Genomic DNA, 18,074 nt, shown 5'->3' on the forward strand with positions numbered 1-18,074 from the left:
GGAAGTTAAGCCTTTCAGCGCCGATGGTACTGCAACCGAGAGGTTGTGGGAGAGTAGGACGCCGCCGGACAAACATTTGGCAGGGGCCACCAGTGATCTGGTGGCCCCTGCGTCATTTCTGGCGCGGTATGAGTAGCGTTGCCCCCGAACGGGGCGTCGACGCGTGGAGAAGGGAAGTGCGGCTGTGGCCGAGGACCGTCGAGGACAGCGACCGTCACGAGGTGGGGCCGGGGGTGGGCGAGGTGGCTCGTCCGGCGGTGGCCGCGGCAGCTCCTCCTCCCGCGGCGGCCAGCGCAGTGACTCGCGCAGCGACTCCCGTGGCGGCGCAGGCCGGTCCGGCGACACCCGTGGCAAGTCCGGCGCCCGTGGTCCGTTCGGTGGGAAGCCGACCGGTGGCAAGCGTCCGGCGGGTGCCCAGCAGCGCGGTCCTCGGGGACGGGCGGACGAGAAGCAGCCCCGCACGGCCGACCAGGCGGCGTACGACGGTCCCGACCTGCCTGAGGGCATCACCGGTGCCGAGCTCGACCGTGGCGTCCGTGCCCAGCTCAAGGGACTGCCCGAGAAGCTGGCGGCCCGGGTCGCGCGCCACCTGGCCGCGGCCGGCGTCTTCATCGACGAGGACCCCGAGCTCGCCTATCGCCACGCCCTGGCTGCCCGGGCCCGTGCGTCCCGCATCGCCGTCGTCCGCGAGGCCGCGGGCGAGACGGCGTACGCCGCCGGGCACTATGCCGAGGCACTGTCCGAGCTGCGCGCCGCCAAGCGGATGAACGGCGCGACGGACTACCTGCCGATCATGGCCGACTGCCATCGTGCGCTCGGCAACCCCGAGCAGGCGATCAAGCTGGCGAAGAGCCCGTCGGTCGCCAACTTCAGCTCCGAGGCCAAGGCCGAGATGACGCTGGTCGAGGCCGGCGCGCGGCGCGACATGGGACAGCTCGACGCCGCGCTGCGCACGCTCGAGCTCGCTCCGCTCACGTCGAAGAGCCGTGCGGCGTGGGTGGTGCGCCTGCGCTACGCCTACGCGGACACGCTCGAGGCCGCCGGCCGTGAGTCGGACGCCCTCGCGTGGTTCCACCGCACGCACGCGATCGACTCCGAGGAGCTCACCGACTCGGCCGAGCGCGCCGAGGTCCTGGAGCGGCGCCAGGCCTGATCCGGCCCCGTTCGGCGTGACCGCTGGCGCTCAGGCGCCACATGGGTCACAATGGGGTCACTAATCACATACGTGTCACTCGACTCTTTGAGCACTGACGACAGAACGCTGGGGAAGGCGCATCTGGAGCGTCGGAACTCAAGGAGGTCACAGTGACCACACGCATTGCTTCCCGTCCGGACGGTCCGGCCACGAGGGGCATTCTCTACGTGCACTCTGCTCCCTCCGCACTCTGCCCGCACATCGAGTGGGCCGTGGGCGGAGTCCTCGGAGTTGCCGTCTCGCTCGACTGGACGCCGCAGCCTGCCCAGCCGGGCTCCTACCGCGCCGAGCTGTCCTGGACCGGGTCGGCCGGAACGGCCGCTGCGGTCGCGTCCGCGCTGCGTGGTTGGAACCACCTGCGCTTCGAGATCACCGAGGAGCCCACGAGCTCCAGCGAGGGCACCCGCTTCTCGTGCACGCCCGACCTCGGGATCTTCCACGCCATCACCGGTCCGCACGGCGACATCCTGATCCCCGAGGACCGGCTCAAGGCCGCGGTCGTGAAGGCGGCCCTCGGCGACACCACGCTGCTCCTCGAGATCGACAACCTGCTCGGCAAGCCGTGGGACGACGAGCTGGAGACCTTCCGGCACGCGGGCGAGGGTGCCCCGGTGCGCTGGCTCCACCAGGTGGTCTGAGGGCCGCTCAGCGGTTGCGCCGGCGCAGCGTGAAGGTCTCGGTCACCCGGACCTCCGTCTCCTGCGCCGTGTCGTCGTACGACGTCAGCACGCCGCTCAGGGTGAAGCGCCCGGACGTGGTCGCCCAGCGGCACAGCCGGTAGGGGAGCACGCCCGACTCGGGGTCGTTGGGCCCGATGAGCGACTGGGCGTTCACGCCCTTCCCGTTGCGGTCCTGCAGGGTGATGTCGAAGGTCCAGTCGTCCGACCCTGCTGTGACGGAGTAGGCGTACGCGTAGTCCTTGCACCCTCGCTTGAGACGCCCGCCGGCGGCGTCCAGCGTGCCCGTGACCGCCACGGTCGCCGGCTGCGCGTCCTGGCCGGCCGGCCCGGTCGGGAGGGGCAGCGGGAGGGGAGTGGGCAGCAGGCTCGCCGCGGCGAGGACGGCGGTCGCGAGCAGGCTCGACATGAGGACACCTCCGAGGGGATCGAGGTGCCCAACGAGGCGGTGTGACGTGCGTTACGTCACAGCCGCGGCCGTCAGAGCGGGATGTTGCCGTGGTGTCCGCGGCGTACGCCGGCGGTGTCGATCTCGTGCCGCATGGCGAGCGCGATCGCGCTGCGGGTGCGGGTGGGCTCGACGACCTCGTCGACGACACCGATCTCCACTGCCTTCTCGACGCCACCGGCGATCCGCTCGTGCTCCGCGGCGAGCTCGGCCTCGACCTGCGGTCGGATCTCGGGGGAGACCTCCGCCAGCTTGCGGCGGTGGAGGATGCGGATGGCGGCCACGGCACCCATGACGGCGACCTCGGCACCGGGCCAGGCCAGCACGCGGGTCGCGCCCAGGGAGCGGGCGTTCATCGCGATGTAGGCGCCGCCGTAGGTCTTGCGGGTCACCAGCGTCACGCGCGGGACCACGCACTCGCCGAAGGCGTGCAGCAGCTTGGCGCCACGGCGGACGACACCGTCCCACTCCTGGCCGACGCCGGGCAGGTAGCCCGGCACGTCGACGAGGACGACCAGCGGCACGCCGAAGGCGTCGCACATGCGCACGAAGCGGGACGCCTTCTCGGCGGACAGCGAGTCGAGGCAGCCGCCGAGGCGAAGCGGGTTGTTGGCCACGACGCCGACGGTGCGACCGCCGAAACGGCCGAGCGCGGTGACGATGTTGGGGGCCCAGCGGGCGTGCAGCTCCTGCATGGTGCCCTCGTCGAGCAGGCCGTCGACGAGCGGGTGCACGTCGTAGGCGCGCTTCTTCGACTCCGGCAGCAGGGCACCCAGGTCGCGGTCCTCGACCGACTCGGCCGCCAGGCTGCCCTGCGCGCCGAGGAGGGAGGCCACCGTGCGGGCCTTGTCGAGCGCCTCGCGCTCGGACTCGGTGAGGATGTGCACGACGCCGGAGCGGCGCCCGTGGGGCTCCGGCCCGCCGAGGCGCAGCATGTCGACGTCCTCGCCGGTGACGGAGCGGACGACGTCGGGTCCGGTGACGAAGATGCGGCCCTCGGGACCGAGGATCACCACGTCGGTGAGCGCCGGACCGTAGGCGGCGCCACCGGCTGCCGGGCCCAGCACGACCGAGATCTGGGGGATCACGCCGGACGCCTGCGTCATCGCCTGGAAGATGCGGCCCACTGCGTGGAGCGACAGCACGCCCTCCGCGAGCCGCGCGCCACCCGAGTGCCACAGCCCGATGATCGGGACGCCGTCGGTCAGGGCGCGGTGGTAGGCGTCGACGACGACGCGGCAGCCGACGTCGCCCATGGCGCCGCCCATCACCGTGGCATCGCTGCAGAAGGCGACGACGGACGTGCCGTCGACGCGGCCGACGGCCGCGAGCATCCCTGAGTCGTCGTCCTCGGTGATCAGCTCGAGGGTGCCCTCGTCGAGGAGGGCGGTGAGCCGGTGGACCGGGTTGCGCGGGTCCTGCTCACGGGGCAGCTTGGCGGGCTTCGTGGCCGTCGTCGTCATCGGGAGGGTCCTTCCGTTTCTCAGGCGCTGCCGAAGGCGACCGCGACGTTGGCGCCACCGAAGCCGAAGGAGTTGTTGAGCGCGACGACGTCGCCGTCAGGGAGGTCGCGCTTCGACGTCGGGATGTCGAGGTCGACCTCGGGGTCCTTGTCGTCGAGGTTGATCGTCGGCGGGCTGATGCGGTCGTGCAGCGCCATGACGGTGGCCACGGCCTCCAGGGCCCCGGCGCCACCGAGGAGGTGACCGGTCATCGACTTCGTGCTGGTGACCACGCAGCGGTCGACGTGGTCGCCGAGGACGGCGTGCAGCATCAGGCCCTCAGCGATGTCGCCCTTGGGCGTGGACGTCGCGTGCGCGTTGACGTGCACGACGGTGGCGGGGTCGACGTCGCCCTCGCGGAGCGCCATCTTGATCGCGCGCGTGCCGCCGCGACCCTCGGGGTCGGGCTGGGCGATGTCGTGGGCGTCGTTGCTGATGCCGGCGCCGCGGACCTCGGCGTAGACCTTCGCGCCGCGGGCGCGGGCATGCTCCTCGGACTCGAGGATGAGCACCGCGCCGCCCTCGCCGAGGACGAAGCCGTCACGTCCGGTGTCCCACGGGCGGGACACGGTGGTCGGGTCGCCGCCGTCCTCGCTGCCGGTCTTGGACAGGGCCATCATGTTGGCGAACGCCGCCATCGGCAGCGGGTGGATCGCGGCCTCGGTGCCGCCGGCGATCACGACGTCGGCGCGGCCGAGCCGGATCAGGTCGAGGGCCATCGCGATGGCCTCGTTGCCCGACGCGCAGGCCGAGGTGGGCGCGTGGACCGCGGCGCGGGCGCCGTACTTGAGACTGACGTTGGCGGCCGGGGCGTTGGGCATGAGCATGGGGACCGCGAGCGGCGAGACCCGGCGCGCACCCTTCTCGAGGAGGGTGTCGTAGTTGTCGAGGAGCGTGGTCACGCCGCCGATGCCGGAGGCGAGCGCGACGCCGAGCCGCTCGGCCTCGAGGCCGGAGCCCTCCAGACCCGCGTCGGCCCATGCCTGCTCGGCGGCGACCATGGCGAACTGGCTCGACCGGTCGAGACGGCGGGCCTTGACCCGCTCGAGGACCTCGGACGGCTCGACCGCCACCCGGCCGCCGATCTTCACCGGCAGCTGGTCGACCCACTCGTCGGTGAGGCGCCGGATGCCGGACGTGCCGGACAGCATCGCCTGCCACGTGGAGGCGACGTCCCCGCCGACGGGGGAGGTGGTGCCGAGGCCGGTGACGACTACGCGGGTCGAGGGCATCTGATGAGGTTCCGTTTCTCGCGGGAGTTGGGGGTACCTGGGTCACGGGGGCCGGGGCTGGACACCGGCCACCCGTGACGCCGGGGAGAGCGTCAGCCCTGGGCGCGCTCGATGTAGGCGACGGCGTCGCCCACGGTCTTGAGGTTCTTGACCTCGTCGTCCGGGATGGTCACGCCGAACTTCTCCTCGGCGGCCACGACGACCTCGACCATGGAGAGCGAGTCGACGTCGAGGTCGTCCACGAAGGACTTGTCCAGCTGGACGTCGTCGGCGTCGACGCCGGCCACCTCGTTGACGATCTCGGCGAGGTCGGCGCGGATTTCTTCGGTGCTGGCCATGGGCCTTCCCTTCTTCTGTGTGGGTGCTGCTTGGGCTGGTCTGCGGGTGGTGCGGGTCAGGGAACGGTGACGACCTGGGCGGCGTAGGACAGCCCGGCGCCGAAGGCGATGAGCAGCGCGGTGTCACCGGACCTCGCCTCGCCCTCCTCGATCATCCGGTCGAGCGCGAGCGGCACCGACGCGGCGGAGGTGTTGCCCTGGTCGGCCACGTCACGGGCGATCCGCACCGTGTCGGGCAGCTTCATCGAGCGCGCCATCGCGTCGATGATGCGCATGTTGGCCTGGTGGGGGACGAAGACGTCGAGCTCGTCGAGCGAGATGCCGGCGGTGTCGAGCGCCTGCTGGCCGATCTTCGCCATCGCGAAGGACGCCCAGCGGAAGACCGGGTTGCCCTGCATCGTCAGGTGCGGCATCACGCCGGAGCCGGGCGTGGTGTCGGTGCCGACGACGTCGCGCCAGTCCTCGCGCTGCCGGATCAGGTCGAACTGCTCGCCGTCCGAGCCCCACACGACAGGGCCGATGCCGGGGGTGTCGCTGGGACCGACCACGGCGGCTCCCGCGCCGTCGGCGAAGATGAAGGCGGTGCCGCGGTCGGTGAGGTCGAGGATGTCGGTGAGCCGTTCCACCCCGACCACCAGCACGTGCCGGGCGCTGCCGGCGCGGACGATGTCGGAGGCCAGCGCGATGCCGTGGCAGAAGCCGGAGCACGCCGCGGAGATGTCGAAGGCGGCGGCGCCGTCGGTGCCGAGCTCGTGCGCGATCGCCGTGGCGACGGCCGGGGTCTGGAGCAGGTGGCTCACGGTGGCGACGACGACGCAGTCGATCTGGCCGACGTCGAGGCCGGACCGCTCGATCGCGATCCGCGACGCCTCGACCGACATCATCTGCACGGACTCCTCGGGACCGGCCCAGCGGCGCGTCTTGATCCCGGACCGCTGCTGGATCCACTCGTCGCTGGAGTCGATCGCGTCGACGACCTCGGAGTTGGGGACGAGGCGGGTCGGGCGGTAGGCCCCGATGCCCAGGATGCGCGCGTGCGGGGCGCCCGCGCTGCCGGTGATGGTCGCCATCAGAGCGTGGCCTCCGGGTGGAGTCGCAGGAGGGGTTGACCCGGTGAGACGAGGTCGCCGTCCTCGACCAGCCACTCGACCACCGAGCCGCCGTGCGGTGCGGTGATGTCGGTGCGGTCGCGCAGGCTCGCGACGGCGCCGATGGTGGCGCCGGGCGCGAGGAGGTGCAGCTGCGCGGCCTCGGCCGAGATGTGGAAGGTTCCCTTGGCGGGGGAGACGACCATCCGCCAGGTCGGCGTGGTCTCGATCATCGACGCCTCGCCGTGCTTGTCGCAGAACTCGCGGGCGTCGTCGAGCTGGTCGGGCGTCTTGAGCGCAAAGGTCTCCACGCCCTTGAGCGCGCGCTTGGCGATTCCGGTGAGCGTGCCGGCGGGCGGCATCTCGAGGATGCCGGTGACGCCGAGGTCGCTCATGGTCTCCATGCAGAGGTCCCAGCGGACCGGGTTGGAGATCTGTCCGACGATGCGGCGCAGCACGTCGCGGCCGTCGTGGACGACCTGGCCGTCGCGGTTGGAGATCACCGGGGTGCGCGGGTCGTGGGTGGAGACCGAACGGGCCAGCGAGGCGAGGCGGTCGACCGCGGGCGCCATGTGGACGGTGTGGAACGCACCGGCGACGCTGAGCGGCATCAGCCGCGCCTTGGCGGGCCCGTCGTCGGCGAACGCCGCGAGCTGCTCCTGCGTGCCGGCGGCGACGACCTGGCCGGGACCGTTGTCGTTGGCGGCGGTGAGGCCGTGCCGCTCGATGGTCGCGAGGACCTCGTCACGGTCGCCGCCGAGGACTGCGGTCATCCCGGTGGCGGTGGTGGCCGCGGCGTCGGCCATGGCGTTGCCGCGCTCGCGCACCAGCACCATCGCCTGCTCGGCGGAGATCGCTCGGGCACCGGCTGCCGCGGTCAGCTCGCCCACGCTGTGGCCGGCGACCGCGCCGATGCGCGAGAACGCGTCGGCGGGGTGCGGGAAGAGCTCGAGCGCCGCGATCAGGCCGGTCGCCACCAGCAGCGGCTGGGCGATCTTCGTGTCGCGGATCGTGTCGGCGTCGGCCTCGGTGCCGTAGTGGGCCAGGTCGATGCCGGCCACGGTGGCGAGCCAGTCGAACCGGGCGGCGAAGGTCGGGTCCTCCAGCCAGGGCGTGAGGAAACCGGGGGTCTGGGCCCCTTGACCGGGGGCGACGATGACGAGCACACGTCCACTGTGACGGGTCGGCACCGGTCGGCGCGGGTCCGACGCCGACGAAAGTGACCCCCAGATCCTTGTAGGGTTCCTACAGTTCCGTCCGACCCGACTGGCGCCCTAGGATCAGCGCCAGCTGGAGCGCGAACGCTTCCCGGGGGCGGGTCGGTGACCAGCCCGTGGCGTCGGAGATCTGGCGCAGCCGGTAGCGCACCGTGTTGGGGTGCACGAAGAGTGCGCGAGCCGTCGCCTCGATCGACGAGCCGTGCTCGAACCACGCCGACAGCGTCTCCAGCAGCGTGCCGCGGGCCGCCACCAGCGGGAGGTAGACCTCGTCGACGAGGTGGCGCCGTGCGTGGCCGTCACCGGCCAGCGCGCGCTCGGGCAGCAGGTCGCGGCTCGCGACCGGGCGGGGGGCGTCGGGCCAGCCGCTGGCCGCCCGGTGGGCGGACAGCGCCGCCCGCGCGGACGCGTTGGCGTGGGCCAGGTCGGCGGTGACGGGCCCGACCACGACCGGGCCGTCGCCGAAGTGGTCGAGGAGACGGGTCGCGGCCGCGAGCGGGTCGGTCACGCCGCCCAGCACGACGACCAGCCGCTCGCCCTGGGTGGCGCACAGCGCGTCCATGCCACCGGCGCGGGCCGAGCGGCGTACGGACTCGAAGACGTCGAGCTCCGCCCGGTGCGGGGGCGTGGCGCCCAGCACCACGGCCACGTCGCCGTGCGCGCCCCAGCCCAGTGCGCTTGCGCGCGACAGCACGCTCTCGTCGGTCTCCGCGCGGACGACCGCGTCCACGACCAGGGCCTCGAGCCGGGCGTCCCACGCGCCGCGGGACTCGGCGGCGCGGGCGTACACGGCCGCCGTGGCGAAGGCCACCTCGCGGGCGTAGAGCAGGACGGCGTCGTGCACCTCGCGAGCGTCCTGGGGGTCGAGGAGCGTGTCGATCGTCGTCTCGACCACCCGGATGCTGAGCCGCACCAGCTCGACGGTCTGCTGCAGCGAGATGACGCCGGTCAGCTCGCGCGGCGCGGCGCCGAAGACGACGACGTCGAGGGGGTCGTGGGCCGACGCCTCGACCTCGTGGTCGTACCAGTCGACGAACCCCCGGATGCCGGCCTGCACGATCAGGCCGACCCAGGAGCGGTCCTCCGCGCTCAGGTCGTCGAACCACGGCAGGTCGGTCGACATCCGGCCCGTGGCCGCGGTGCTCAGCGCGCCCGTGGAGTTGCGCAGGGCCTCGGCGGCGCGCCGACGGGACGGGGTCACGGCACGACTGTAGTGCGGTGCGTCACGTAGTGGGATTCCCACGAACCGCGGTCCGGCGACCGGCAGGTCACGACTTCGCATCGGGGAGAGGCGTGCGGGGTACGGGGCACCACGCTCTGGTTGAATCCCGAACAGTCCGCCCCCGGAGATCGAGGTGAGAGGTCGAGTGACCCGTCGCAGCAGCAGCCTGCAGGTCGAGCACGTGACCGTGCACGGGCACCGGCGCGCCTACGTCCGCGCCGGGTCGGGACCGGTCGTCCTGCTGCTCCACGGCCTCGGCTGCGACCACACGACGTGGACGCCGGTCATCGACTCGCTGGCCCGGACCCACACCGTCATCGCGCCGGACCTCCTCGGGCACGGGGCGTCCGACAAGCCACGGGCCGACTACAGCGTGGGCGGCTACGCCAACGGCATGCGCGACCTGCTGACCGTGCTGGGCATCGACACCGCGACGGTGGTCGGACACAGCTTCGGCGGGGGAGTGGCGATGCAGTTCGCCTACCAGTACCCCGAGCGCACCGAGCGGCTCGTGCTCGTGGGCTCCGGCGGTCTGGGGCCCGAGGTCAACCCCGCGATCCGCGCGATCACCACGCCGGGCTTCCACCAGGTCATGGGCCTGCTGGCGGCGCCGGGGTTGCGCCACGCGGCCACCACGACGATGCGGGTGCTCGCCCGGAGCGGGATCAGCCAGCTGCGCGACCTCGGCGAGGTCGCCGCCATCTACGACTCCTTCAAGGACCCGCGCGCTCGCGCCGCGATCCGGCACGTGGTCCGCGCGGTCGTGGACTGGAAGGGCCAGATCGTGACGATGTCGGACCGGGCCTACCTCACCGAAGCCATGCCGATGTGCGTGGTGTGGGGAGCCGACGACCACGTCATCCCGGTCGGTCACGCGAGCAACGCCAGCGCGCTCGCGCCGACGGCCCGCGTCGAGGTCATCCCCAACGCCGGCCACTTCCCGCACCGCGACCACCCCGAGCGCTTCGCGAAGATCGTGCGGGACTTCATCCGCACGACGGAGCCCAGCCGCTACGACCGCGAGCGCTGGCGCGAGCTCCTCGACGAGGGGGCACCGGTCCGCCCGGCCGAGGCGCGCGCCGGCGACGCGCCGCTCGACCCGCTCGGCGACGTACGACGCGCAACACCCGCCTGACCCGGGCGGGTCAGGCGGGTGTGAGCGGGGGTGACGCCCGTCAGGCGTCGCCCCCCTCCTGCTTGATGTCCTTCGTGGCGGTGGGGTCGTCGATCTTGTAGCGCTGCGCTGCCTCGACGACCTTCTCCGCGGGGACCTCACCGGCGTCGGCCAGCGCCTGGAGGGCCTGGACGACGACGCTGACCGCGTCGATGTGGAAGAACCGGCGGGCGGCGGGACGGGTGTCGGCGAACCCGAACCCGTCGGCCCCGAGCACGCGGTAGTCGGCCGGGACCCAGCGGGCGATCTGCAGCGGCACGGCGCGCATGTAGTCGGACACGGCGACGACCGGGCCCTGGACGCCGGCGAGCTTGTCGCTGACGTAGGCCGTGCGGCGCTCCTCGCCCGGGTTGAGCAGGTTCCACTGCTCGGCGGCGGCGCCGTCGCGGGCCAGCTCGTTCCACGAGGTGACCGACCACAGGTCGGCCTGGACGCCCCACTCCTCGGCGAGCAGGCGCGCGGCCTCCTCGACCCACGGGAAGCCGACGCCGGACGCCATCAGCTGGACCCGCGGGCCCTCGCCTTCGGCGGTGCGGACCTTGTGGATGCCGCGGAGGATCCCGTCGACGTCCACGTCGGAGGGCTCGGCGGGCATGGAGACCGGCTCGTTGTAGACGGTCAGGTAGAAGATCACGTCCTCGCCCTGGCCGTCGGGCCCGCCGGTGCCGTACATCCGCTCGAGGCCGTTCTGCATGATGTGGCTGATCTCGTAGGAGAACGCCGGGTCGTAGTGCACGATCGCGGGGTTCGTGGCCGCGAGCAGCGGCGAGTGGCCGTCGGCGTGCTGCAGGCCCTCGCCGGTCAGCGTGGTGCGACCGGCGGTGGCGCCGATGAGGAAGCCACGGGCCAGCTGGTCGGCCATCGCCCAGATCGAGTCGCCCGTGCGCTGGAAGCCGAACATCGAGTAGAAGATGTAGAACGGGATCATGTGCTCGCCGTGGGTGGAGTACGCCGAGCCGGCGGCCGTGGCCGAGGCCATCGCGCCCGCCTCGGAGATGCCCTCGTGGAGCATCTGGCCCTGCGCGGACTCCTTGTAGGAGAGCAGCATCTTGCGGTCGACCGACTCGTACTGCTGGCCGCCCGGGTTGTAGACCTTGGCGCTCGGGAACATCGAGTCCATGCCGAACGTCCGGTACTCGTCGGGAGCGATCGGGACCAGGCGATCGCCGATCTCCGGGTCCTTCATCCAGTCACGCAGCAGCCGCACGACGGCCATCGTGCTGGCGAACTTGTTCTTGCCCGAGCCCTGCTTGAGCTCGGCGTAGATCTCGTCGCCGGGCAGCTTGAGGGCAGCGGCGCGGTTGACGCGGCGGGGGATCGAGCCGCCGAGGGCCGAGCGGCGCTCGAGCATGTACTCGATCTCCGGGGCGTCGGCGCCCGGGTGGAAGAACGGCGCGCCGCCGGTCTTCTCGTAGGACTCCTCGAGGTCGCGGTCGCTGATCGGCAGGTAGAGCCGGTCGCGGAACTTCTTGAGGTCCGGGAGGGTCAGCTTCTTCATCTGGTGGGTGGCGTTCTTACCCTCGAGGGCGTCGATCGTCCAGCCCTTGATGGTGTGGGCGAGGATCACCGTCGGCTGACCGGTGTGCTTCGACGCGGCGTCGAAGGCGGCGAAGACCTTGCGGTAGTCGTGACCGCCGCGGGGGAGCTTCTCGATCTGCGTGTCGGACATGTGCTCGACCATCTTGCGCAGGCGGGGGTCGCCGCCGAAGAAGTGCTCGCGGACGTAGGCGCCGTCCTCGGTCGAGTAGGTCTGGAACGCACCGTCGGGCGTGGAGTTCATCCGGTTGACCAGGACGCCGTCGACGTCACGGGCCAGGAGCGCGTCCCACTCGCGGCCCCAGACGACCTTGATGACGTTCCAGCCGGCGCCGCGGAAGTTGGCCTCGAGCTCCTGGATGATCTTGCCGTTGCCGGTGACCGGCCCGTCGAGCTGCTGCAGGTTGCAGTTGATGACCCAGGTGAGGTTGTCGAGCTCCTCACGGGCCGCCACGCGGATCGCGCCGAGCGACTCGGGCTCGGCCATCTCGCCATCGCCCATGAAGGCCCACACGCGCTGCTGCTTGGTGTCCTTGATGCCGCGGTTGTCGAGGTAGCGGTTGAAGCGGGCCTGGTAGATCGAGCCGATGGCGGTGAGGCCCATCGAGACGGTCGGGAACTCCCAGAAGTCGGGCATCAGGCGCGGGTGGGGGTACGACGGCAGGCCGGCGCCCTTGCCGTGCTGGACCTCCTGGCGGAAGCGGTAGAGCTGCTCCTCGCTGAGGCGCCCCTCGAGGAACGCGCGGGCGTAGACACCCGGCGAGCCGTGGCCCTGGATGTAGATCTGGTCGCCACCGCCCTCGTGGTCCTTGCCGCGGAAGAAGTGGTTGAAGCCGACCTCGTAGAGGCTCGCCGAGGACTGGTAGGTGGCGATGTGGCCGCCGACCTCGAGGCCCTTGCGGTTGGCGGAGGAGACCATCACCGCGGCGTTCCAGCGGATGAAGGCGCGGATGCGGCGCTCGACCTCCTCGTCGCCGGGGAACCAGGGCTCGCGCTCCGGCGGGATGGTGTTGATGTAGTCGGTCGAGCGCAGGGCGGGGACGCCGACCTGCTTCTCTCGCGCGCGCTCGAGGAGGCGCAGCATCAGGTAGCGGGCGCGGTCGCGACCGCGGTCGTCGAGCATCGCGTCGAACGACGCGAGCCACTCCTGCGTCTCGTCCGGGTCGATGTCGGGCAGCTGCGTGGGGAGTCCCTCGTGGATGACAGATGCGACGGGGCTCTTGCTGGACTTCTCGGCGTCACTCACGCGCTCATCGTGTCACGCCCGTCCGCGCCACGAAATCTACCGGCGGGTAGTCCCACAGGCCGTACGTCGCGCCCGCGGGCCCGGGCCACGCGGGCCGCGCGCGAGGACGGGGCGTGGACCGGGGTTGCGGCTCCTGCTGTGTTCCTGTGGACTGTGCGCATCCACGCCTGACCACGACTGGTCGGGCACCCCCGGACACAGGAGGCACTGCGTGAGCTCGACGGTGGGCGGTTCTGCCCCGGTGACAGGAACGGGGGACCGGCTCGGGCTCAAGCCCGGGATGGTCGTCCAGGAACTCGGCTGGGACAACGACACCGATGACGAGCTGCGCATCGCGGTCGAGGACTGCATCGACGCCGACATGGTCGACGGCGACTACGGCAACGTGGTCGACGCCGTGCTGCTGTGGTGGCGCGCCGACGACGGCGACCTCGTCGACGGCCTCGTCGACGCCCTGACCGACCTCGTGGGCGGCGGGTCCATCTGGCTCCTCACCCCCAAGGTCGGCCGACCCGGCACCGTCGACCCGTCCGACGTCACCGAGGCGGCCCCGATCGCGGGCCTGTCGCAGACCACCACGGCGGCGGTCAGCAAGGACTGGCAGGCCATCCGGCTCGTCGCGCCGAAGACCCCCGCGTGATCGCTCGCGACCTCCCGTCCACCCTCGTGGCCCGGGCGTCCGGGGTCGCGACCACCGTGCAGGTGCTGGGTCGCGCGGGCGTGATCAGGCCCCACGGCCCCCGGACCCTCCTCGAGATCGGCAGGCTGGTCCTGCGGTGGGGCACCGGCCCGGCCGGCGGCTTCGCCACGCTCGCCGCCCGCGAGCCGCACCAGGTGGGCGTGGTCGACGAGCTCGGCGAGCTCACGTGGGGCGAGCTGGAGCGCCGTTCCAACTCCCTCGCGCGGGCGCTCGCCGAGCGCGGGGTGCGTGAGGGCGACTCGGTCGCGGTGATGTGCCGCAACCACCGCGGCTTCATCGACGCCACCATCGCGATCGCCAAGCTGGGCGCCGACATCCTCTACCTCAACACCGCCTTCGCGGGGCCGCAGCTCGTCGACGTGCTCGAGCGCGAGGCGCCGACCATGGTGATCCACGACGAGGAGTTCACCGGGCTGCTCAGCGGCGCCGACGTCGAGCGCCGGGTGCTGGCCTGGACCGACGCCGACCCGGCGGCCGCCGGGGCCGGCGAGACCCTCGAGCGGCTCGTGACGGCGTACGACGAGGGCAGCCTGCACCCGCCGGCGCGCCACGCGCGGATCGTGATCCTGACCTCGGGCACCACCGGCGCCCCCAAGGGCGCGCCCCGCAAGGAGGCCGGCATCGACGCGGCAGTGTCGCTGCTGTCGCGGATGCCCCTGCGTGCCGGGTGGCGCACCCACATCGCGGCGCCGCTGTTCCACACCTGGGGCTTCGCGCACCTGGCACTCGCGATGCTGCTGGGCTCGACGGTGGTGCTGCGTCGCACCTTCGACCCGCTCGAGGCGCTGCGGACCACGCAGGCCGAGCGGTGCCAGTCGATGGTCGTGATCCCGGTGATGCTCCAGCGCGTCCTGGCCCTCGACCCCGCCGAGCTCGAGGGCGTCGACCTCTCCCGCGTCGAGGTCGTCGCCTCGTCGGGATCGGCGCTGCCGGCCACGCTCGCGCAGGCGTGGATGGACCGCTTCGGCGACAACCTCTACAACATCTACGGCTCGACCGAGGTGGCCTACGCCTCGATCGCCACTCCTGAGGACCTGCGGGCCGATCCGACCTCCGCGGGCAAGCCGCCGTACGGCACCGTGGTCAAGATCCTCGACGACGCCGGGCAGGAGCTGCCGCGGGGGGAGACGGGCCGGATCTTCGTCGGCAACGGGCTGCTCTTCGAGGGCTACACCAACGGCGGGTCCAAGGAGGTCGTCGGGGGGCTGATGTCGTCCGGGGACCTCGGCTGGTTCGACGACGCCGACCGGCTGCACGTCGCCGGCCGCGACGACGACATGATCGTCTCCGGTGGCGAGAACGTCTTCCCGCAGGAGGTCGAGGACTGCCTCGTCGCCCACGAGGCGGTGCGGGAGGTCGCTGCCGTGGGCGTTGTCGACGAGGGCTATGGTCAACGACTGCGCGCCTTCGTGGTGCGCACTGGCGAGGTGTCGGAGGACGACCTGCGCGAGCACGTGAGGGCCAACCTGGCCCGGTTCAAGGTGCCTCGCGAGATCGTGTTCCTCGACGAGCTCCCGCGCAACGCGACCGGCAAGGTGCTGAAGCGGGAGCTGGCCGAGTGGGACAGCAGCCACGAGCAGACGAGCGACCAGAGGGACGGCGAGGGACCAGCGTGACGGGCAACGGACTGTGCATCGGTGACGAGGCACCCGACTTCACGCTCCGTGACCAGTTCGGCCAGGACGTCCGCCTCAGCGACTTCCGGGGCCGCAAGGCGGTCGTGCTGATGTTCTTCCCGTTCGCCTTCACCGGCGTGTGCACCGGCGAGCTGTCGGGCGTGCGTGACCGCCTCGACGAGTTCCTCACCTTCGACACCGAGGTCCTGGCGGTGTCGTGCGACTCGGTCTACGCGCTGCGCACCTTCGCGGAGGCCGAGGGCCTGAACTTCCCCCTGCTCTCGGACTGGTGGCCGCACGGCGCCGTGACGCGGGCCTACGAGGTGTTCGACGAGGTCAAGGGCGCCCCTCGCCGGTCGTCGTACGTCGTCGACCGCGATGGCCGGCTGCGCTGGTCGGTGCACAACGCGAACCCCGACGGACGGGACCTCGACGAGCACCTCCGTGAGCTCCACGCAGCGCTCGAGACGCACCTCGTCTGAGCGCTGGTCTAGACCGATCTGGGCCAATTTCGCGATTCCTCACCGCCATTTGGGGTGAGGTGTAATCTTCTTCTTGTTGAACCGCTGGTGACCCGAGACGCCAGCGGTTCAACTCATTTCCGGGCCAGGTCGACGGTTTGCCGGGCCGGGTCCGCGGTCCCGTAGTGTGTGCCCCTGCGCGTCGGTAGCTCAGCGGTAGAGCACTCGGTTTACACCCGAGCGGTCGGCGGTTCGAAACCGTCCCGACGCACCCCTACCCGCCTGCCGGGGCCGCATGAGAGGCCTCTCATCCGCGCCTCACGGTCGGCTCACCCCGTCGCAGCAGCCTTCTCGTACACCGGGCCGAACCGGCCCCCGACGAGAGGTTCCACGATGAGGAAGATCCTTCCCACCACCCTGCTGGGTGTCGCCGGCCTGACCGCGTTCGGCCTGATCGGCATGTCGTCGCCCGTCGTGTCCGCCGCGCCGGACGAGGCCGCCAAGCGCGACGACGACGCCCCGTCGCTCGTCCTGGTCTCCGACGACGACGATGACGACACCAACGACGACACGGACGGCGACGCGGACGACGACACCGACGGCCCGTCGTACACCGGCCAGAGCCGCGACACGAACGACGACACGAACAGCCGGGTGACCGACGTCAGCCGCGACCGCGACAAGAGCCGTGGCGACAGGACCCGCGACTGGACGCGCGACGGCGGCGACAAGACGCGCGACAAGACGGCCAACAGCACCAACGACCGCAGCCGCAACGACACCCGCGGCTGACCGCGGGCCGGACGAGCAGGCTGCGAAGGAGGCGACATGGCTAGGAACGACGACGGCTGGCACCTCGACGAGGGCGAGCTCCTCGCGCCGGGGCTGAGTGCGCTGCGCCGCCTCGGTGGCGGGGCCGCCTACGAGGCCTGGTTGTGCTTCGACGAGGTCACCTGGTCGCCTGTCGTCGTGAAGGCGCTGCGTCCCTCCCAGCTCGAGGACGAGTCCTCCCGGCGCGGACTGCGCCGGGAGGTCCTCGCCCTGGCCACGGTCAACCACCCGGTCGTGGTGCGTGGCCTGCGGGACGGCCAGGACGGCGACCGCCCGCACGTCGTGCTCGAGCACGTCGACGGACCGCGGCTCTCCAGCCTGGTGCGCCGCTACGGGCGGCTGCAGGAGCAGCAGTACCTGCCGCTCGCCATCGACGTCGCTGCGGCCCTGCACTACTTCCGTCACATCGGCTGGACCCATCTCGACATCAAGCCGAGCAACGTCATCATGGGCGCTCCCGCGCGGCTCATCGACCTGTCGGTGGCCCGCCCCGTGGAGGACGCCCGGCGGCTCCGCCACCCGATCGGCACGGACGCCTACATGGCACCCGAGCAGTGCGACCCCGGCGCCGCGCGCGACGGTGGCGGTCCCGTCCCCTCCTACGCCTCCGACGTGTGGGGCCTGGGCGCGACGCTCTTCCACGCGGTCGCCGGCCGGCGTCCCTTCGAGCACGGCGACCCCGACGCTGACGACGTACGTCGTCGCTACCCGCAGCTCGTCGAGGCGCCCGCGGTGCTGCCCGACGACGTGCCGGCCGTCGTCGCCGAGACGATCCGTGCCTGCCTGCGTCGCGACCCCGACGACCGCCCGCTGCCGCACGAGGTGGCCGAGGCGCTCGAGCCGGTGCTGGCCGGGCTGCCGCGCGGCTCGCTCGCCGGCTTCCGGATCAGGGGTTGAGGGTCAGGTGCCGAGCCGGTAGCCGACCCCGCGGACGGTCGCGATGGTGTCGGTGCCGAGCTTCTTGCGGAGGTAGCCGACGTAGACGTCCACGACGTTGGAGCCGGGGTCGAAGTCGTAGCCCCACACGAGGTCGAGGAGCTGCTCGCGCGTGAGGACCTGGCCGGGGTTGAGCAGGAAGATCTCGGCCAGGGCGAACTCGCGCGCGGAGAGCTCGGACTCGCCCCGTGGCCCCGTGATGCGGCGCGTGCGCCGGTCGAGCCGCAGCCCGCCGACGACCAGGTCGTCCCCGTTGGCCTGCGCGTCGGCCGGTGCCAGGGCGCGCAGCCGCAGCCGGATGCGCGCCATCAGCTCGGCGAAGCGGAACGGCTTGGCCATGTAGTCGTCGGCGCCGCTGTCGAGCGCGGTGACGGTGTCGGTGACCGAGTCGCGGGCGGTCAGCACGATGACGGGCATCCGGCTCCCCTGGGAGCGCAGCTGGTCGAGGACCTCGAAGCCGTCCATCCCGGGCAGTCCGATGTCGAGCACCATCAGGTCGAAGCGTCCCGACAGCGCCTCGTCGAGGCCGCTCGGACCGTCGCCGGCGACGGTGGGCTGGTGGCCCTCGGCACGGAGGCCCTTGGCCACGAACGAGGCGATCCGCTCCTCGTCCTCCACGATCAGGATCTGGGCCATCGGGGGTCCTTCCTCCTCG

At 71.9% G+C, this 18,074-nt stretch carries 17 protein-coding genes, 1 tRNA gene and 1 rRNA gene; 10 read left to right on the forward strand and 9 right to left on the reverse strand.

What is annotated here, in order from left to right:
- From rrf to AC3A3L_RS13645, 3 genes are all read left to right on the forward strand, one after another.
- A 5S ribosomal RNA gene (gene rrf / locus AC3A3L_RS13635) occupies window positions 1-70 on the forward strand; the annotation flags it as partial.
- Between the two features lie 114 nt (window positions 71-184).
- Window positions 185-1,153 carry a tetratricopeptide repeat protein gene (locus AC3A3L_RS13640; RefSeq protein WP_487640583.1) on the forward strand — a complete coding sequence of 323 codons (969 nt, stop codon included), beginning with the start codon at window positions 185-187 and terminating at the stop codon, window positions 1,151-1,153.
- 152 nt (window positions 1,154-1,305) lie between these two features.
- Complete coding sequence (locus AC3A3L_RS13645; protein WP_487640584.1) at window positions 1,306-1,833, forward strand: DUF3145 domain-containing protein; 528 nt, start codon at window positions 1,306-1,308, stop codon at window positions 1,831-1,833.
- A gap of 7 nt (window positions 1,834-1,840) precedes the next feature.
- Here AC3A3L_RS13645 and AC3A3L_RS13650 read toward each other — a convergent pair whose 3' ends face one another.
- The 7 genes from AC3A3L_RS13650 to AC3A3L_RS13680 form a co-directional block, all read right to left on the reverse strand.
- The gene (locus AC3A3L_RS13650) at window positions 1,841-2,281 is read right to left on the reverse strand and encodes a hypothetical protein (protein ID WP_487640585.1); all 441 of its coding nucleotides are present in this window, start codon (window positions 2,279-2,281) and stop codon (window positions 1,841-1,843) included.
- 71 nt (window positions 2,282-2,352) lie between these two features.
- Window positions 2,353-3,783, reverse strand: coding sequence for an acyl-CoA carboxylase subunit beta (locus AC3A3L_RS13655; RefSeq protein WP_487640586.1), 1,431 nt, complete (start codon window positions 3,781-3,783; stop codon window positions 2,353-2,355).
- A gap of 20 nt (window positions 3,784-3,803) precedes the next feature.
- Window positions 3,804-5,054, reverse strand: a complete 1,251-nt coding sequence (gene fabF / locus AC3A3L_RS13660; RefSeq protein WP_487640587.1) for a beta-ketoacyl-ACP synthase II — start codon at window positions 5,052-5,054, stop codon at window positions 3,804-3,806.
- Between the two features lie 92 nt (window positions 5,055-5,146).
- Window positions 5,147-5,392: an acyl carrier protein gene (locus AC3A3L_RS13665; protein ID WP_172260204.1), complete on the reverse strand. Its 246-nt coding sequence runs from the start codon at window positions 5,390-5,392 to the stop codon at window positions 5,147-5,149.
- Window positions 5,393-5,448: 56 nt separating this feature from the next.
- Window positions 5,449-6,462 (reverse strand): beta-ketoacyl-ACP synthase III, encoded by a 1,014-nt coding sequence (locus AC3A3L_RS13670; protein ID WP_487640588.1) that lies wholly within the window; start codon window positions 6,460-6,462, stop codon window positions 5,449-5,451.
- Complete coding sequence (locus tag AC3A3L_RS13675; RefSeq protein WP_487640589.1) at window positions 6,462-7,646, reverse strand: acyltransferase domain-containing protein; 1,185 nt, start codon at window positions 7,644-7,646, stop codon at window positions 6,462-6,464. Before AC3A3L_RS13675 ends, AC3A3L_RS13670 begins: the two co-directional genes overlap by 1 nt.
- A 79-nt stretch (window positions 7,647-7,725) precedes the next feature.
- Window positions 7,726-8,898, reverse strand: coding sequence for a PucR family transcriptional regulator (locus AC3A3L_RS13680; protein WP_487640590.1), 1,173 nt, complete (start codon window positions 8,896-8,898; stop codon window positions 7,726-7,728).
- A 166-nt stretch (window positions 8,899-9,064) separates the two neighbouring features.
- Between AC3A3L_RS13680 and AC3A3L_RS13685 the strand changes: the two genes are divergently transcribed.
- A complete protein-coding gene (locus AC3A3L_RS13685; protein WP_487640591.1) occupies window positions 9,065-10,054 on the forward strand; it encodes an alpha/beta fold hydrolase in 990 nt (329 codons plus the stop codon).
- A 40-nt stretch (window positions 10,055-10,094) separates the two neighbouring features.
- On the opposite strand, the gene aceE is transcribed toward AC3A3L_RS13685, so the two are convergent.
- Window positions 10,095-12,875, reverse strand: coding sequence for a pyruvate dehydrogenase (acetyl-transferring), homodimeric type (aceE, locus tag AC3A3L_RS13690; RefSeq protein WP_487640592.1), 2,781 nt, complete (start codon window positions 12,873-12,875; stop codon window positions 10,095-10,097).
- A 211-nt stretch (window positions 12,876-13,086) separates the two neighbouring features.
- Here aceE and AC3A3L_RS13695 point away from each other — a divergent pair, with 211 nt between their 5' ends.
- The 6 genes from AC3A3L_RS13695 (at window position 13,087) to AC3A3L_RS13720 (ending at window position 17,380) form a co-directional block, all read left to right on the forward strand.
- A complete protein-coding gene (locus AC3A3L_RS13695) occupies window positions 13,087-13,515 on the forward strand; it encodes a DUF3052 domain-containing protein (protein WP_487640593.1) in 429 nt (142 codons plus the stop codon).
- On the forward strand, window positions 13,512-15,191 hold the full coding sequence (locus tag AC3A3L_RS13700) for an AMP-binding protein (protein ID WP_487640594.1): 1,680 nt from the start codon (window positions 13,512-13,514) through the stop codon (window positions 15,189-15,191). Before AC3A3L_RS13695 ends, AC3A3L_RS13700 begins: the two co-directional genes overlap by 4 nt.
- A complete protein-coding gene (locus AC3A3L_RS13705) occupies window positions 15,188-15,673 on the forward strand; it encodes a peroxiredoxin (RefSeq protein WP_487640595.1) in 486 nt (161 codons plus the stop codon). The genes AC3A3L_RS13700 and AC3A3L_RS13705 overlap by 4 nt, the downstream gene beginning before the upstream one ends.
- 178 nt (window positions 15,674-15,851) lie before the next feature.
- Window positions 15,852-15,923, forward strand: a tRNA-Val gene (locus AC3A3L_RS13710).
- 122 nt (window positions 15,924-16,045) lie between these two features.
- Window positions 16,046-16,444 carry a hypothetical protein gene (locus AC3A3L_RS13715; protein WP_487640596.1) on the forward strand — a complete coding sequence of 133 codons (399 nt, stop codon included), beginning with the start codon at window positions 16,046-16,048 and terminating at the stop codon, window positions 16,442-16,444.
- A gap of 36 nt (window positions 16,445-16,480) precedes the next feature.
- Window positions 16,481-17,380, forward strand: coding sequence for a serine/threonine-protein kinase (locus AC3A3L_RS13720; RefSeq protein WP_487640597.1), 900 nt, complete (start codon window positions 16,481-16,483; stop codon window positions 17,378-17,380).
- Window positions 17,381-17,383: 3 nt separating this feature from the next.
- Here AC3A3L_RS13720 and AC3A3L_RS13725 read toward each other — a convergent pair whose 3' ends face one another.
- Window positions 17,384-18,055, reverse strand: a complete 672-nt coding sequence (locus AC3A3L_RS13725) for a response regulator transcription factor (RefSeq protein ID WP_487640598.1) — start codon at window positions 18,053-18,055, stop codon at window positions 17,384-17,386.
- Window positions 18,056-18,074: the final 19 nt, after the last annotated feature.

Source organism: Nocardioides sp. Soil_C_8, assembly GCF_057656315.1.

Bases quoted from the DNA above. Each gene is read 5' to 3' on its own strand.
- AC3A3L_RS13650 (WP_487640585.1), bottom strand. From the start codon at position 2,281: ATGTCGAGCCTGCTCGCGACCGCCGTCCTCGCCGCGGCGAGCCTGCTG.
- AC3A3L_RS13655 (WP_487640586.1), bottom strand. From the start codon at position 3,783: ATGACGACGACGGCCACGAAGCCCGCCAAGCTGCCCCGTGAGCAGGAC.
- fabF (WP_487640587.1), bottom strand. From the start codon at position 5,054: ATGCCCTCGACCCGCGTAGTCGTCACCGGCCTCGGCACCACCTCCCCC.
- AC3A3L_RS13665 (WP_172260204.1), bottom strand. From the start codon at position 5,392: ATGGCCAGCACCGAAGAAATCCGCGCCGACCTCGCCGAGATCGTCAAC.
- AC3A3L_RS13670 (WP_487640588.1), bottom strand. From the start codon at position 6,462: ATGGCGACCATCACCGGCAGCGCGGGCGCCCCGCACGCGCGCATCCTG.
- AC3A3L_RS13715 (WP_487640596.1), top strand. From the start codon at position 16,046: ATGAGGAAGATCCTTCCCACCACCCTGCTGGGTGTCGCCGGCCTGACC.
- AC3A3L_RS13720 (WP_487640597.1), top strand. From the start codon at position 16,481: ATGGCTAGGAACGACGACGGCTGGCACCTCGACGAGGGCGAGCTCCTC.
- AC3A3L_RS13725 (WP_487640598.1), bottom strand. From the start codon at position 18,055: ATGGCCCAGATCCTGATCGTGGAGGACGAGGAGCGGATCGCCTCGTTC.